Origin of the sequence: Pedobacter cryoconitis (genome assembly GCF_001590605.1) — a bacterium.
GTDB classification, from domain to species: domain Bacteria; phylum Bacteroidota; class Bacteroidia; order Sphingobacteriales; family Sphingobacteriaceae; genus Pedobacter; species Pedobacter cryoconitis_A.
On sequence record NZ_CP014504.1, the window covers coordinates 3228735 to 3243620 of the forward strand.

The 14886-nt window shown below is 36.9% G+C and carries 15 protein-coding genes; 5 read left to right on the forward strand and 10 right to left on the reverse strand.

The window, feature by feature from the left end; translation table 11 throughout:
* The first annotated feature begins 4 nt into the window (after positions 1-4).
* From AY601_RS13470 to AY601_RS13480, 3 genes are all read left to right on the forward strand, one after another.
* A complete protein-coding gene (locus tag AY601_RS13470) occupies positions 5-613 on the forward strand; it encodes a DMT family transporter (RefSeq protein WP_232324594.1) in 609 nt (202 codons plus the stop codon).
* Between the two features lie 117 nt (positions 614-730).
* Positions 731-1474 (forward strand): ParA family protein, encoded by a 744-nt coding sequence (locus AY601_RS13475; protein WP_068401942.1) that lies wholly within the window; start codon positions 731-733, stop codon positions 1472-1474.
* Positions 1475-1478: 4 nt separating this feature from the next.
* The gene (locus AY601_RS13480) at positions 1479-1736 is read left to right on the forward strand and encodes a hypothetical protein (RefSeq protein ID WP_068401944.1); all 258 of its coding nucleotides are present in this window, start codon (positions 1479-1481) and stop codon (positions 1734-1736) included.
* A gap of 64 nt (positions 1737-1800) precedes the next feature.
* Here the strand turns inward: AY601_RS13480 and AY601_RS13485 are convergent, their stop codons facing one another.
* From AY601_RS13485 to AY601_RS25715, 10 genes are all read right to left on the reverse strand, one after another.
* A complete protein-coding gene (locus AY601_RS13485) occupies positions 1801-3756 on the reverse strand; it encodes an ATP-binding protein (RefSeq protein WP_068401946.1) in 1956 nt (651 codons plus the stop codon).
* Positions 3757-4479: 723 nt separating this feature from the next.
* Positions 4480-4998, reverse strand: coding sequence for an HlyD family efflux transporter periplasmic adaptor subunit (locus AY601_RS13490; RefSeq protein ID WP_068401948.1), 519 nt, complete (start codon positions 4996-4998; stop codon positions 4480-4482).
* Between the two features lie 33 nt (positions 4999-5031).
* Positions 5032-7209, reverse strand: a complete 2178-nt coding sequence (locus tag AY601_RS13495) for a peptidase domain-containing ABC transporter (RefSeq protein WP_068401950.1) — start codon at positions 7207-7209, stop codon at positions 5032-5034.
* A gap of 21 nt (positions 7210-7230) precedes the next feature.
* Positions 7231-10359 carry a lantibiotic dehydratase gene (locus AY601_RS13500; RefSeq protein WP_198163517.1) on the reverse strand — a complete coding sequence of 1043 codons (3129 nt, stop codon included), beginning with the start codon at positions 10357-10359 and terminating at the stop codon, positions 7231-7233.
* Between the two features lie 4 nt (positions 10360-10363).
* Complete coding sequence (locus AY601_RS13505) at positions 10364-11560, reverse strand: lanthionine synthetase LanC family protein (protein ID WP_068401954.1); 1197 nt, start codon at positions 11558-11560, stop codon at positions 10364-10366.
* A 95-nt stretch (positions 11561-11655) separates the two neighbouring features.
* A complete protein-coding gene (locus tag AY601_RS25695; RefSeq protein ID WP_157287909.1) occupies positions 11656-11820 on the reverse strand; it encodes a class I lanthipeptide in 165 nt (54 codons plus the stop codon).
* An 81-nt stretch (positions 11821-11901) separates the two neighbouring features.
* Positions 11902-12063, reverse strand: a complete 162-nt coding sequence (locus tag AY601_RS25700; RefSeq protein ID WP_157287911.1) for a class I lanthipeptide — start codon at positions 12061-12063, stop codon at positions 11902-11904.
* 69 nt (positions 12064-12132) lie between these two features.
* Entirely contained in the window at positions 12133-12300 is a 168-nt protein-coding gene (locus AY601_RS25705) for a class I lanthipeptide (protein WP_157287913.1), read from the reverse strand.
* A 74-nt stretch (positions 12301-12374) separates the two neighbouring features.
* On the reverse strand, positions 12375-12542 hold the full coding sequence (locus AY601_RS25710; protein WP_157287915.1) for a class I lanthipeptide: 168 nt from the start codon (positions 12540-12542) through the stop codon (positions 12375-12377).
* Between the two features lie 76 nt (positions 12543-12618).
* Positions 12619-12786 carry a class I lanthipeptide gene (locus AY601_RS25715; protein ID WP_157287917.1) on the reverse strand — a complete coding sequence of 56 codons (168 nt, stop codon included), beginning with the start codon at positions 12784-12786 and terminating at the stop codon, positions 12619-12621.
* Positions 12787-13297: 511 nt separating this feature from the next.
* Between AY601_RS25715 and AY601_RS13510 the strand changes: the two genes are divergently transcribed.
* Both AY601_RS13510 and AY601_RS13515 read left to right on the forward strand, forming a co-directional pair.
* On the forward strand, positions 13298-14413 hold the full coding sequence (locus tag AY601_RS13510) for a sensor histidine kinase (RefSeq protein WP_084359561.1): 1116 nt from the start codon (positions 13298-13300) through the stop codon (positions 14411-14413).
* A gap of 18 nt (positions 14414-14431) precedes the next feature.
* Positions 14432-14872 carry a response regulator gene (locus tag AY601_RS13515; protein ID WP_068401956.1) on the forward strand — a complete coding sequence of 147 codons (441 nt, stop codon included), beginning with the start codon at positions 14432-14434 and terminating at the stop codon, positions 14870-14872.
* The last annotated feature ends 14 nt before the right edge of the window (positions 14873-14886 follow it).

Genomic DNA, 14886 nt, shown 5'->3' on the forward strand with positions numbered 1-14886 from the left:
AAGAGTGCAAGCAACAAAGATGCACAGGCAAAACGATAGCACAAAAGCGGTATTTTTTAGAGAAAAAGTAAGTCTGATTACTGTAGTAGCTATTGCAATCGCCTTTTTAGGCGTTTCCTTATTGTATAAGGGAGACAATGGAATGACGCTGAATTTATTAGGACTTGGTGCCATCTTAATTGCAGCGCTTTCCTATTCAGTTTATATTGTTGCTGTTAATAAGTCGAGAATACAATTCATGTCGGGTTATAAGCTTACTTTATATGTGATGGCTTCCAGCGCTGTTTTTTTTCTATTCAAAGCACAGTTGACTGCTGGTTTACAGCCTTTACCAGATACCAGGTCAGTTGTGGAACTGGTTATGCTGGCATTACCCACTACAGCAATATCATGTGTTGCTATGATATTCGCTGTGCAGTATGTGGGTTCTACGGTGACTGCAATACTTGGGGCTTTGGAACCTCCGGTAGCGGTTGCAGTGGGTGTGATCGCATTTAATGAAGCTGTGACACAAAACCTTGTATTTGGCATGTTATTGATCCTGGTTGCAGTGATTATGATTATCCTGTCCGATTATCTGCACAAAAAGATGAGGCCGCAAAAACTGGTATAAACCCGAAAAAGAATTAAACTGCCTGAAAATCTTACCCTTAAAAAAAAACAGATGTGGATGCACAAAGATATCAGTACATCTTTGTATCATTGTCTCATTGTATAAAGACACATTCACATGAAGATTATAGCGATTATAAACCATAAAGGTGGTACAGGAAAGACGACCTCTACACTTAATATTGGCGCGGGTTTAGCACGTGCAAAGAAGAAAACGTTATTGATTGATATTGACCCGCAATCAAATTTAACAGAGGGTTTAGGCCTGAGGGATGTTAAAGTATCTATTTATGATAGTATAAAAGATGATATTGCGTTACCTATTGAAACAATTTCGGAGTACCTGGATATTATCCCTTCCTCTTTAGATTTATTGGGTGCTGAAATTGAATTGGTTTCAAGACTTGGAAGAGAAACTATTCTGAAAAGATTGCTGAAATCTGTGGAAGGAAAGTATGATTATATACTCATCGACTGTGCTCCTGCATTAGGAATGCTGACTGTCAATGCACTGGTTGCGGCAGACACGGTTATGATCCCATTAGAAGCAGAATATTTTGCTTATAGAGGAATTGACCGCCTGGTTTCTATTATTTCTGATGTCAGAAAACACTACAATGAAAACCTGACAATTGGTGGGGTGTTTATTACTAAAATAAATCCAAGAAGAATTATTACGGAGCAGATTACGGAGAGTATCAAAAAATATTTCAATGATAAATTATTTGCGACCTCTATCCGTATAAATGTAGCGTTGGTAGAAGCACAGTTAAAAGGAATAGATATTTTCGAATATGCTCCGGCATCAAATGCTGCAACAGATTATGCAAATCTGACAGAAGAAATTATAGCTAAAATATAAGTACATGGCAAAGAAAAACTTAGGTGACATAGAAGACAATAACAAAAACTTAGGAGGTGTATCTGCTTTATTCAATTCTCCCTCAAAGGAGAGCAGTACAAAAGAGGAGAAACAGATTGTTCAACCTGATGAAGAAATAGTGACTTACCCTTTAAGACTTAAAAAGAGCTCTTTAAAGGCTTTAAAAATATTAGGTGCTCAAAGGGGCGTAACGGTTAGAGAATTGATTCTATCCTTAGTAGAAAAGGAATACGAGGTATAAATTGATAACCAGATAATACAATTGAATAGCTGTATACTGATCAGTATACAGCTATTCAATTGTATTATCTTTTATGGACGTATTTAGCAATTTTAGAATAAAGCTCCATTGGGTTAAATGGTTTAGAAATATAATCATTCATGCCTGCGTCCATTACCTGATTATTTATTTCCGCTAATACAGAGGCCGTTAATGCTATAATGGGCAATTCCTTGAATCTTTTTCCTGATAAATTCCTGATAGCTGTACTCGCTTCATAACCATCCATTTTTGGCATCTGCAAGTCCATCAGTACCAAATCATATTCATTTTGCTTTATCTTTTCCAGTGCTTCAGCTCCATGAATTGCGTAATCGATATCCAGATCCCATTTCTTCATAAATTTACTTGCGACCAAGGTATTAATTTCATTGTCTTCCACAAGCAGCACCTTAATGCCAGCCAGACTTTCAAAAACTAAAGTTGGCATGACATAACCACCTTTTTTACGGCTCTTTTTAAACTGTAAATCAAAGAAGAAACTCGATCCTTTACCTAAGGTACTTTCTACAGAGATTTTGCCACCTTTTAATTCTATTAACCGCTTGGTAATTGACAGTCCAAGTCCTGTTCCTCCAAAACGACGGGAAATATCCGCACTCGCCTGTGTAAAGCTTTCGAAAATATAATCTTTCATATCCGATTCAATACCAATCCCTGTATCAGTAATTGTAAAACTAATATCGACCAGATCATCTACTATCTTCTTCAACGACAGGTCTACAATCACATAACCTTCGTTGGTAAATTTCAGCGCATTACTGATCAGGTTATTTAAGATCTGGGTTAATCTGACTGGATCTCCTAACAGCATTTCTGGCAGATCCGCATCCATATTGATATTGAAAAAGATCTCCTTTCCTTCTGCATGTAAATGATGGGCTTGTTTAATACTATTAATCAGCTCAATTAAATTAAAATCTATCTTTTCAAGTTTAACTTTACCCAATTGAATTTTACTATAGTCCAATATATCATTGATCAGACTTAGCAAACTCTCACTGGAAAACTTTAATATATTCAGGTTTTCAAGCTGACCTGGTTTAGGATCTTCTTGCATGAGCAAATGGGTCATACCAATTACCGCATTCATTGGTGTACGGATTTCATGACTCATATTGGTGAGAAATTGTTGTTTAGCCAACATAGCCTCCTCTGCTTGTTGTTTGGCTTCCAGTAGCGCGGCTTCTGCTTCGTTTTGCTGCGTAATATTTAAGGCAAACCAAGTTACACTTCCCTGCTGACCGGGGCTGGGAAAAATATTGCTTTGATAAACGAGTTCTTTGCCGCTTACTTCCATTCTTGTTATGAACTGACCAGATTCTCCAGTCAATCCTTTCCTTAAGTCATCTGCTGTAGCTGGAAAATATTCAAATGCATTTTTGCCAACAAGTTCATCATTCTGCAAACCAAAATCTTGTAATCCAGAACCTATAGACCGTGTAAATATTCCTGCCGGATCAACTTCATAAACAATAAGGGGCAGATTGTCCAATACTCCATTTAGAATACGGCCTTTATCTTGTACCTCTTTTTGCAGGGCTACTTTTTCTGAAATGTCCTGACAAAATACAGTCATACCACAGGTTTGACCTAACTGATCATACATCGGATTACAAATCATACTGAAGGATGCCTTGCATAATCGCAGATCAGTAAACTCTTCAATGAATTCAACGGTTTCACCTGCCATTACCCGCGTGAATATTTTATGGATTCTGTCTCCATCCATCCCCCCATTCATGCTGGCCAACAGAAGATAATTGTCACCTATTTTAATATCTACACCTCTTCTTATCTTTACTGTATGCTGATGTGACTTATTAAAAGCGATATAATTAAATTTTTTATCGAAAGCGAAAATACTGACGTTAGTATTATTCAAAACAGACTGAAGGGTAGCAATCTCTTCTAACAGTTCTTTCCTGGTTGATCGTCCGGCACAAATATCCGTCTCACTAATTCCTTTTAAATACTCCATTTTCCCTGATTAGATTTGCATTGTTACCACCATGGTATAACAATTAATCAGCCAGAAAAACGTTAGCCCCATAATATCAGGTTATTAAATCAGCTAAACATGAGCATTTTTCAATTCATAAAGTATTGATTTAATGATAAAAAGGAATTTCCACTTCAAGGATAAATGCGCGAAGTATCAGTTCTATTACAATTGTGAAACTTAGCATTATTACTGGAAGAATGCTTCCTTTTAGTATGAAATAAGCAATTCCATGAGTACTCATCTCGTATTCTTCGTTCCGTTTTACAGGAATTATTATCCTTAAAAACTTAACCACAAAATACCAGATCAGAAACCAGGGGAATGACAATCACAGGATAAAAGAAACTGCCTTTAATAATTCTTGTATTATCTTTGATGGGCGTATCTTAATCAAATTATCCACGGCTTCAGCAACAATTCTGACTACAGATGTAATCACAATGGCACCCGTCAGAAATAAAAAGATGAAACTTCCAGGTCACATTGTTCTTGTAAACCCCACTTTCTGGCAGAAAATTGTCAGGAAATCAGAATTTCTAAATGAATGATATGAACCAGGCTTTCAAATGTATTGGGTCTGGTCCATAGTGGTGGATATCCATAAGCTTTTGATGATATTGCCCAGGTCCATATCTGCTTTTGCAAGTTGGCCGCAGATGGAATGATCATGATATATTTCCTTAATCATTGCTTTTATCATTAATCATTACTTTTAAATATACTCCGGCCAAGCCGTTGTAAGATCGTAACGTCCTGCGTAATGATTTCTGCATCAGCTATCATTTTATCTTTTAATAGTATATGTCCTGGTAATGCAGATAAGTCGTTATTAAAATCAACCTTTGAAATAAAAACACTATCCTGCTGTGGAATGGGATCTATATATTTAATAGTACCTCTGATCGTTCCATAGGTTTGGTATGGGTATCTTCTTAATTTAATCAGCACTTGCTGCCCTTCTTTAACTTTGGTCAGCATATTTTGAGGAATAGCCATTTCTCCATAAAACTTCTGATCTGCCGAGGTATCAATTTTCAGTGTTGTGATTACAAGATCGGGATATTTGATAAAAGCGGAAAGTCCGGCGATTAAAATTAAGAGTACAAAAAACATGAAGATGCCCCAGCGCAATAACCAGGAAGGAACTGTGGTAATAATTTCTTGAATTGCAGGACTATGGACAACCTGCTGGCTTTTTTGTTTTTTTAAGGGCGGCATTTTAAATGATGATTATGTTCCTGATTCCAAATATTAAGTTCCCAGCTCCAGCTGATTTTTGACAAGCAGATAGTAAGCACCTTTTAACTGGGTTAATTCCTGATGTGTCCCTTGTTCAATGATACTACCTTTATCAAGCACAATGATATTGTCTGCGTCCCTGACTGTACTTAACCGGTGTGCTACAATAATTACGGTCCTGCCTGTGAAAAATTCTTTGAGGTTATTCATAATTGTCCACTCGTTGTTCGCATCCAATGCGTTTGTCGCTTCATCAAAAAAGATATACTCCGGGTCTTTGTATACGGCACGCGCGATCAGCATCCGCTGAAGTTGTCCCTGGCTTACCCCGTTGCCTTCAGCACCGATCATGGTATTTAAACCTCTTGGCAGGCCATCAATAAAATCCTGGATATTAGCCACTTTGATCGCATGATTCAACTTTACTGGATCGGCCGGGATTTCTCCTACAGCAATATTTCGTTCAATAGTATCAGAAAAGATAAAGCCATCCTGCATGACTACACCGCATTCTTCCCGCCATGCTTTGTAACTGATACTGTTCAAAGGTTCTGTTCCAATATTAATTTCGCCTGCATCGGGTTGATAAAATCTTAACAATAGCTTCAGGATTGTAGTTTTACCACTACCACTCATTCCTACAATTGCAGTCGTTTTACCTTGTGGGATTTTCAGATCAATGTTCCGCAATACCGGAAGGTTGCCTGTGCCTGGATAACGAAATGATAACTGCTCAATACTGATGTCCTTCTGAACAGGAAGCGTATCGTTCCATTCTTTATCAGGCTGTTCTTCATCATCCATCTGGTAAATTTCATTTAAACGTTCCAAACTGATCCTGGCATCCTGAAAGCCCTGGATAAAGCCAAGCATTTGCTCTATGGGCCCATTCAGCTGTCCAATAATATATTGTACTGCAACCATGGCACCCAGGGTCATATCTCCGTCTATCACTGCTTTAGCACTTAAAAATGCAATCAGCAGGTTTTTTCCTTCGTTAATTAAAGTTGAGCCACCTTGTTGATACTGACTCAGGGCCAGGTTTTTAACATTGACATTAAATAAACTAGCCTGGATATCTTCCCATTCCCATCGTTTCTGTTGTTCACAGTTATTGAGTTTGATCTCTTGCATTCCAGTAACCAGCTGTACCACATTACTCTGATTTTTTGCCGATATTTCAAAACTCTTATAATTGAGTAGTTTCCTGCGATTTAAGAACAGGACAATCCAGCCCATGTACAAAGTACTGCTGATCAGAAAGACAAAAAAGATAGTAAGATTATAATATGCGATAACGACTGAAAAAATCAATAAGTTAAAGATAGAAAACAAGGTAGTTAGTGCTGTTCCTGTTAAAAAGGTTTCTATCTTTTTCTGATCATTCATCCGTTGCATAATATCACCGGTCATTTTGGTATCAAAAAAAACCATGGGAAGCTTCATTAGTTTGATAATGAAATCTGTCAGAATGGAAATATTAACCCGGATACTGATATGCAATAAAATCCATGACCGGATAAAGTCTACGCTGATACGCCCGATAATAAGTGCCCCTTGCGCGATAAGGATAATATAGATAAAATTAAGATTACGGGTATTAATCCCTACATCGACAATGGATTGCGTCAAAAATGGGGCAATCAGTTGTAATATACTCCCTGCAGCAAGACCGAAAAAGAGTTGAATAACCAGCTTGCGGTAAGCCTTAAAATAACCAAACAGAAATGACCACCGGACTTCACTGCCAATCTCGTTTTCATGTGCATAAAACTGAGGTGTTGGAGTTAGCGTCAGGGCTATACCTTCGCCAGAGCCATCGTTGTCAATCCAATTGCGGGAAAAGTCTTCTGCATTAAGTTTGACATGTCCATTCCCGGGATCAACAATAAAGTATTTATTGTTCTTTATTTTATAAAGTACCACAAAGTGATTTTGTCTCCAGTGCAGGATGGCTGGCAGTTGTTCTTCTCCTAGTCCCCCCAGATTGGTTTTGATCGCATCAGTATCAAAGCCAATCTTTCCGGCAGCATTATGGATACCTAATAAGGATACTCCTTCTCTGTTAATTTCGCAATATTGCCTCAATGTTTGCACCTTAAAACTACGCCCGTAGTGTTTAGCTACCATACGAAGACAAGTGGGACCGCAGTCCATCAGATCGAATTGTTTGTAAAAAGGGAAACTCATTCAGCGCTTTGTATTTATTTATTATTGAGTAATAGCTAATTTGGGCATATGGGTAGAGATAGCCAGTTGTGAGCTGTAATATTTTTCCAGAAAATGATAAATAACCAATTCATGTTTACGCGGATTGTTAACCAGCAAACGATTCAGATACATATGCAACAGGCTTTCCATCAGGTCATGGGGCAGTGTTTGATTGCCTGATTTAACTTGAATATTTTGATAAATCAAACTGTTCATCGCCGACCTGTTTTGATAAACAGCTACCGCTTCTTCAATCTCATTTAATTCGTCTAAATCAGCATTCATATGCAAAAAGATACTTTTCTGCTTCTGGCGATATTTCTCATTCAATTGCTTTTGTAAGCCAGGATCACTGCCAAATTCTCTAAAAAAACCCGCTTGAAGTCTTTTTAACAGCTCTTTTTTTGCAAGGGTTGTATAACCAAAATCGGTTAAAAGCATATCTGCTCCTCTCAGTGCAAATAAAAACCGGTATTCTTCTAATTCAGGGCTATCCAGCAATCTGGCAAATTTGAGTACCGCCAGGCTATCATTAAAAAACAGAGATTCTACTTCTTCTATGATGGAAGCGCCATAACGTTCGAGTTCTCTTGAATAAGTATCTAATACAATTTTACTGATCAGGTTATTGGCCAGCAGCGGTTCCAGTACTTCCATGAATTGCTGTTGAACTTTCCATTGCTTTGTTAAGTCTGAGTTGTAAAATCTGACCCGGATATGGAAGGATTCATCAATATACCTGATGAAATGAAATTTCTCAAATAAATTTTGTCCGATGCCATGCTCCACAAAATCAAGCAGTTCCTTTTTTAGTATTCTTTCCCCAACCGTTGGCCCGCAATAAATTTTGAAGAATAACCACTCGCTAAAGGGTGAAAACTTTCTTTTAACCTGGATTTCATCCTTCGGAGTCAGAAAATTGCTTTTCACAGCACGCTTTACCAAGCTATTTTCTGAACCTTCTGGTTCTCTTTTTAAAGGGATGATCAATTCATTGGTATGCGGATTTCCATTTGCATCGTATACGATACAGTTTTCGCTGGTAAAGAGGAATTCCTCGAGTTGTACATTTTCATATTTTTTCAGATAATGAATGAATAAGTCGGCTCCTGTCTGCTGTTCCAAATCAATTAAAAGCTTATTGTCATGTTCTACATACGCAACTTTCTGTGGGATATGGTATTGGGTCCTCAGTGCCTGGCAATAGTTTAAATATCCGTTTCTTTCTTTCGGGATAGCTGGCAGTTCTTCTTTTTTAAGCGCCCACCGCGCTTTTCTGACGATCAGGTTTTTGTAAACAACTCTTGGCAGATAAGTCAGCGAAGACAATACACCCCAATTCCAGGCATCGGGCTGTGCTTGCCCTTGTGTTTGCAAGTCGCATAGGAACTTATAAACTGGCAAACTCCGCGTCGAGAAATTGTGAGCAGAAGTAAGTTTGGGAATAATATATTTATTATGCTTTTTACTTCTCAAAAGGACTTTGTTGTTTTTAACGCAAACCATAATATCTTCTACAGGTATCTGGTTTTCTGCTGTTAAACCAGATTTACCGATATAAGGTATTTCATAATTGCGCAATAAAGGTCTGAGCAGCACATTGCCAACCCTGGCTTGCGGGAGATGCACAATATCTGCATAAATATGATCCGGAAATTCCTGCTCTTCCTCTTGAAGAATTTCCTTTGTAAAATCGCATAGCTCCTGGTCCCCATGAGCAAATCTGGACAGGAGATTGCCAGAGGAAGTGCCTCCAAAACTGGAAAGCTCAAAAATAAAGTTTTCTATATCCAGCTTACCATCCGATTTCAGCAAACTTCCCATCAGGTGTAGGCTATTGGAAAATTTATAAGCTGCAATTCTGGGCTTAAATGCCTTTAATTCTTCTTCCGTTATTTCAATAACAGTTTTTTGATGTTGAAGATAGTCGTTGTGTTTATTCAGGACAAATTCTTGTATGTAATCAAAATTTATAGTTTTTCCGGCAACTGGCCCTTTCAAAATGAGGTTCTCAACCAGGCTGTTTTCGCCTGCTGATGATTGATCACTTCCAGCATAACCAATTCCCAGTTCTGCATCTAATGCTAATGATAGTGGGACTTCTTCAAATTCATAACGCGCGGAAAACTTACTTTTAAATGTATTCAGATCCCTGCCCTCGCCCGAAATGCTCAGGACATATAAGTCTTCGGTTTGTTTAAGAATACGGTCAATAATACTTTGATCAATTGTTTGCGCTTTTGCTGCAAAGAAAAGGTCAGTTTGCAATAAATTAGCTGGAATTTGTATTGGAAAATCAAGTGCTTTTAAGCTATCTTCTATTTTTGTATAGTAGCCCACTCCTTCCTTTGGATTTTTAATCAGCTGTTGAACTTCCTTCAATTTCAGGAGTAAATCATCGACATGCTGAAGCGTTTGTAATTGCTCAATTAACACATCCAGGGGATCTTTACCGGTCACACAGGGTTCTAAATCTGATAAGATAAGTTGAGAATCAACCATGTCCGCAATAAATTCAGCGGCCTCTTCCAGACTTATATTTTCATGGGTTTTAAGTATTTGTGCCAGACTTTCCAGTGTAACGCCTTTTTGGGCTGCAAAAAGAATATCCGTAATATAATTTGTCTTTTCTATAGAGGTCAGTTCGTAAACGCGCTGTGTATCTATCAAAGAATAAGTTGCATAGCGATAACTGTCAGGGAGTTCATATAAACTATTGTTAGTAAAGAACTTTAGTTGTCTGACAATTTCAGGAACGGTGTTCAGGTAAGTGATAATTTCATTAAGATAGTTCATATCTAAACGGACACTACGAAGATGCTGATCGGCATGATCCAGTTGAAGATTAGTTTCTTCTGGTTTGATACCTACCAATTTAACACCTGCCAATGTCCCGTATGGTGTACATCTGCTACAGCTGCGCAGCCAGTATTTAGCAAAGGACAGCTCCAGTTTTTCCTTTTCTTTCGCATTAAGTTCATTCTCTTTTAACAGTTCTTTCCAGAATTCGGGAGAGGATAAATAAATTCCTTCCTGAAGTAAGGTTTGTCTGTTTGCCGAAAAGTCATTGGCTAAGTTCAGGCTCTGCAATGGGGCACGCAGTAAAACAAAGGAATAACTTTTAATCATATATTTAATCATTAAGCATAATGCAGTAATCCCAACTAAAATCTCCGGTCAGATAACTGAGAAGTACCAAGCCGATACCACTTATCCCGTTTAATAATCCATAAGAGTTTATATATTTTCCGGTAACATCTGGTGAATAGGATTTGAAACCTGCATAACCATCCGCATGACTGGAAAAGTCTATTGTTTGTTGTATCCAGAAATCGCAGGCTTCTTTAAAAACAGGATTTTTAGTGTAATGCCACATTTTATTGTAAACATGAGCTATACCAGCACTGCCATGACAAATTCCGGCATCTCTGACCATCGTCTGTTCTTCGCTTCTTCTTTTAGAGGTATGTATCAGTATTTCTGTACCTAGTTCTTTCAGGACAGCATCTTCAAAAAGTATCCCTGCCTGGTAGAGTACAAAACCTATAGTTAAATCTCCATAGCACCATCCTACACGACTATACCCACTTATAGTTTCATCGAGTGTTAAAATATTAGGAAACAGGCTGTTATTGGTATTTCTATTGATAGTTGATTTGAATAAATCTGCGATATCAAGCGCCAGTTTTTTAGCCTCTGCCGCACAGATATCCTTTTGATAACATTGCAGACAGAATTTCAAAACACTAGTTAATCCGTGTGCCATACCCAGGTTAATTTTATTGGGTACAGGGAGTTGACTGGTCAGATCAAAGTGCGCAATAAACATTTTCTCTGGTGACTGATAGGCGAGTTTATGCAGCAGTTTAAAAAATGTTTCCTGAAATTCAGAGAATTGACTCGTTTGTTCATATAAAGAATGATAGGCAATTCCGATGGAACCATGAAGAAAATCATAATTACCATCTTTCAGGTAATGGATAGCTTGCTCAAATAATTCAGGATTATCATCGCATAAGATTTCCCAGTTCTCTTCATCTAATACATCTTTAGCCTTTAAATAGGAAAAGAGCCAGTTAACTCCTGCTTTACCAGACGAGAAAAAAGCGCTTTGACAACCGATTGAATCTTCAGAAAGTGTTTGCAGATTATTTTCGAAATGCTCCACGTTTTCAACGTGGTTTACCGAACAGCTACCAGCATAGCTGATATAAGATTGATCAAAAAGACAGTATCCTGCTTCACCGTCAAGGAGGGACGGTTGATAATAATCACGGTTTTTGAGTGATAAATATATTTTATCCAGTATCGTTTGAATTTCTTCTTTCATATAAAAATATCGGTCACCTGTTTATTATGGAAGAATAACCAGTTTATAAGCTGGCTATTCTTCAACGTTACGAGTTTAAAACTGGAAAATAAATGCTAAACAACGCAAACTTGCACATCACTAAAGTCGCAGCAAAATCTTCCGGTATGAGCTGTCAATGGTATCCCTCCATAAACTTTTCCCATTTGCGCTGTAGTCAATGAAGCAACTTTTTCTTTTTTCAAACGCAATCTTTCTGAATTTAATTTAATTTTTTTCATTTGGTAATAATTTAGGTTAAATAATTCTGTTTTGTTTTGTTAAAATTTAAACGCAAAGTGTTTAAATTTCAAGTGTAAGCTTTAAGCGCAGATTGCTTCAATAGTCAACAGACAGCAGAATCTTCTGGTTTCTGTTGTAATTGGTGCCCCGCCATAAACTTTACCCATCTGGTCTGTGGTCAAAGAAGCAACCTTCTCTTTTTTCAAACGCAGTCTTTCTGAATTCAATTTAATTTTCTTCATTTGATACTGATTTCAGGTTAAATAATTCTGTTCTGTTAAGATTTAAACGCGATGTGTTTAAACTTAAGACTAAGGCTCAACAGGACAGATCGAATCTGACAGATCACAGCAGAATCTTCTGGTAATAGTTGTTACTGGTATTCCACCATAAACTTTACCCATTTGCTCCGTGGTCAATGAAGCAACTTTTTCCTTTTTTAAACGTAGTCTTTCTGAGTTCAATTTAATTTTTTTCATTTTACAATGATTTTAGGTTAAATAAAATAATGCTGTTTTGTGAAGATTTAAAAGCGATGTGTTTAAACTTATGTCTATGGCTCAACAGGACAGATCGAATCTGACAGATCACAGCAGAATCTTCTGGTAATAGTCGTTACTGGTATTCCACCATAAACTTTGCCCATTTGCGCTGTGGTCAATGAAGCAACTTTTTCTTTTTTCAAACGTAGTCTTTCTGAATTCAATTTAATTTTTTTCATTTGGAAATGATTTAAGGTTAAATAAAATAATTTTGTTTAATTAAAATTTCAATGTTACCTGTTCGAATGCAAAATCCTAAAGCACTTCAGGACAGATGGCCTCTGACCAGTCGCAGCAGAATTTCCTGGTAGCAGTGGTAATCGGTATTCCACCATAAACTTTACCCATTTGATCGGTAGTTAAAGAAGCAACTTTTTCTTTTTTCAAGCGTAGTCTTTCTGAATTTAATTTAATTTTTTTCATTTTGTAATGATTTTTAGGTTAAAAAATATAATTCTGTTGATCTAAAATATTAATTTTTTTCCAATATCAAAACATGTCATTTTTATGTTACAAAAGTATCACCATTATTTAATTAGCAATTAATCACCATTTATGGTCAAATAGTAATAAAAAGGGCATATATCAGTAACTAACTAAAAAACAGGTGGATAGAAAATATTTTTTTATTTATGGGAATAAAGAAGGTTTTTATTCAAGAATAAATTTAATTCTTGCATTTTTATCCAACTGATCAGACATGGATTTACCGTAATATTCAATAATGTATAAAAGTATTATCCCTTCTTTCTGCTGTTCAGTACGAACAGTTAGAACATATATAAATTGTTTTAGACAAATACCGGATAATATTATGGTAGCTTTAGAAACTTATAAAATGATTTTTTTCTTTCTGCCCGAATCAATTTATACTTAGTTTTCACCACATTTTATTTACACCCACATTTTAAATACGATTTTTTAGGTTATGCATATGAAAAAAAACGATTCTGAAGAATTAATCATTGCGAACCGGGAGATTGTCCTTCAAAACGAGGAGATACAAAAGCGTGCAGCTGAATTAGTTATTGCAAACAAAGAATTGCTTTTTCAAAACGAAGAAAAAGAAAACAGGGCAGCAGAATTGATCATCGCCAATAAGGAACTTGCTTTTCAAAACGAAGAAAAAGAAAACAGGGCGGCAGAATTGATCATCGCCAATAAGGAGCTTGCTTTTCAGAATGAGGAAAAAGAACACCGCGCAGCAGAGCTGATCATCGCCAATAAGGAACTTGCTTTTCAAAATGAAGAGAAAGAAAAGAGAGCTGAAGAGCTCAGTATTGCGAACAGGGAACTCAAAAATGCAGAGGATGATATTCGCAAATTGAATGACGAATTAGAGCAAAAAGTAATTGAGCGTACGGCACAATTAGAGTCCGTAAATAAGGAATTAGAGTCCTTTTCTTATTCTGTTTCACACGATTTACGTGCACCTATCAGAGCAATCAATGGCTATACAAAAATCCTTAAGGAGGATTATGCAGAGACATTCGATACAGATGGAGTAAAAATTCTTCAGTCTATCATCAGCAATTCAAAAAAGATGGGTATGCTGATTGATGACTTACTTGCATTTTCAAAACTTGGAAGAAAGCAGGTTACTGTTTCGGAAATTGACATGACTGGTCTGGTGGGTATGGTTCGGGAAGAATTACTATTCGAGGAAAATGAAAATATACCAGAATTTGAAATGGGTGTACTTCCAAATGCTAAAGGGGACAAATCCCTGATCAAGCAAGTATGGATTAATCTGATTTCCAATGCTATTAAATACTCCAGAAATAAAGCACAAACTAAGATCGAAATCGGTGCTTATACACAGGATAATCTCATTGTATATTTCGTGAAAGATAACGGGGCTGGATTTGATATGCAGTATTATGATAAGCTTTTCGGGGTTTTTCAAAGATTGCATTCCCAGGAAGAGTTTGAAGGCACAGGCATAGGCCTGGCTATAGTGCAAAAAATAGTACAGCGTCATAATGGAACAGTCTGGGCCGAATCTGAAGTAGATGAGGGGTCGTGTTTCTATTTTAGTCTGCTGGCATAAACCATTAAAAAAAGAGAAATGAGCTATCATAACGTTGAAATTTTATTTGTTGAAGACAGTGCTGATGATGCTGCACTGACTGTTCGTGCGCTTAAAAAAAGTGGTTTTACCAATAAACTGCACCACGTTATTAATGGAGCGGAAGCATTAGACTTTATCTATTGTAAAGGGGCTTATGCGGATAGAAGTAATAAGGAATTTCCTAAACTGATTTTGCTGGATTTAAAAATGCCAAAGGTCTCAGGCTTACAAGTTTTGGAAAAACTAAAAGGAGATCCAGATCTTAAAGCAATTCCTATTGTGATGTTAACTTCATCAAATGAAGGCCCGGATATTGAAAAGTGTTTTGCACTGGGTGCAAATAGTTATATCGTTAAACCAGTTGATAGTGATAACTTTTTTAACGCGGTAAAGGAGATTGGTTTATATTGGATAGTCTTAAGCCAGCCTGCACATTAATATCGTTTCCATTG

Excerpts from the sequence above, each read along its gene's own strand:
- AY601_RS13475 (WP_068401942.1), top strand. The coding sequence starts at position 731 with ATGAAGATTATAGCGATTATAAACCATAAAGGTGGTACAGGAAAGACG.
- AY601_RS13480 (WP_068401944.1), top strand. The coding sequence starts at position 1,479 with ATGGCAAAGAAAAACTTAGGTGACATAGAAGACAATAACAAAAACTTA.
- AY601_RS13485 (WP_068401946.1), bottom strand. The coding sequence starts at position 3,756 with ATGGAGTATTTAAAAGGAATTAGTGAGACGGATATTTGTGCCGGACGA.
- AY601_RS13490 (WP_068401948.1), bottom strand. The coding sequence starts at position 4,998 with ATGCCGCCCTTAAAAAAACAAAAAAGCCAGCAGGTTGTCCATAGTCCT.
- AY601_RS13495 (WP_068401950.1), bottom strand. The coding sequence starts at position 7,209 with ATGAGTTTCCCTTTTTACAAACAATTCGATCTGATGGACTGCGGTCCC.
- AY601_RS13500 (WP_198163517.1), bottom strand. The coding sequence starts at position 10,359 with ATGATTAAAAGTTATTCCTTTGTTTTACTGCGTGCCCCATTGCAGAGC.
- AY601_RS13505 (WP_068401954.1), bottom strand. The coding sequence starts at position 11,560 with ATGAAAGAAGAAATTCAAACGATACTGGATAAAATATATTTATCACTC.
- AY601_RS25695 (WP_157287909.1), bottom strand. The coding sequence starts at position 11,820 with ATGAAAAAAATTAAATTAAATTCAGAAAGATTGCGTTTGAAAAAAGAA.
- AY601_RS25700 (WP_157287911.1), bottom strand. The coding sequence starts at position 12,063 with ATGAAGAAAATTAAATTGAATTCAGAAAGACTGCGTTTGAAAAAAGAG.
- AY601_RS25705 (WP_157287913.1), bottom strand. The coding sequence starts at position 12,300 with ATGAAAAAAATTAAATTGAACTCAGAAAGACTACGTTTAAAAAAGGAA.
- AY601_RS25710 (WP_157287915.1), bottom strand. The coding sequence starts at position 12,542 with ATGAAAAAAATTAAATTGAATTCAGAAAGACTACGTTTGAAAAAAGAA.
- AY601_RS25715 (WP_157287917.1), bottom strand. The coding sequence starts at position 12,786 with ATGAAAAAAATTAAATTAAATTCAGAAAGACTACGCTTGAAAAAAGAA.
- AY601_RS13510 (WP_084359561.1), top strand. The coding sequence starts at position 13,298 with ATGAAAAAAAACGATTCTGAAGAATTAATCATTGCGAACCGGGAGATT.
- AY601_RS13515 (WP_068401956.1), top strand. The coding sequence starts at position 14,432 with ATGAGCTATCATAACGTTGAAATTTTATTTGTTGAAGACAGTGCTGAT.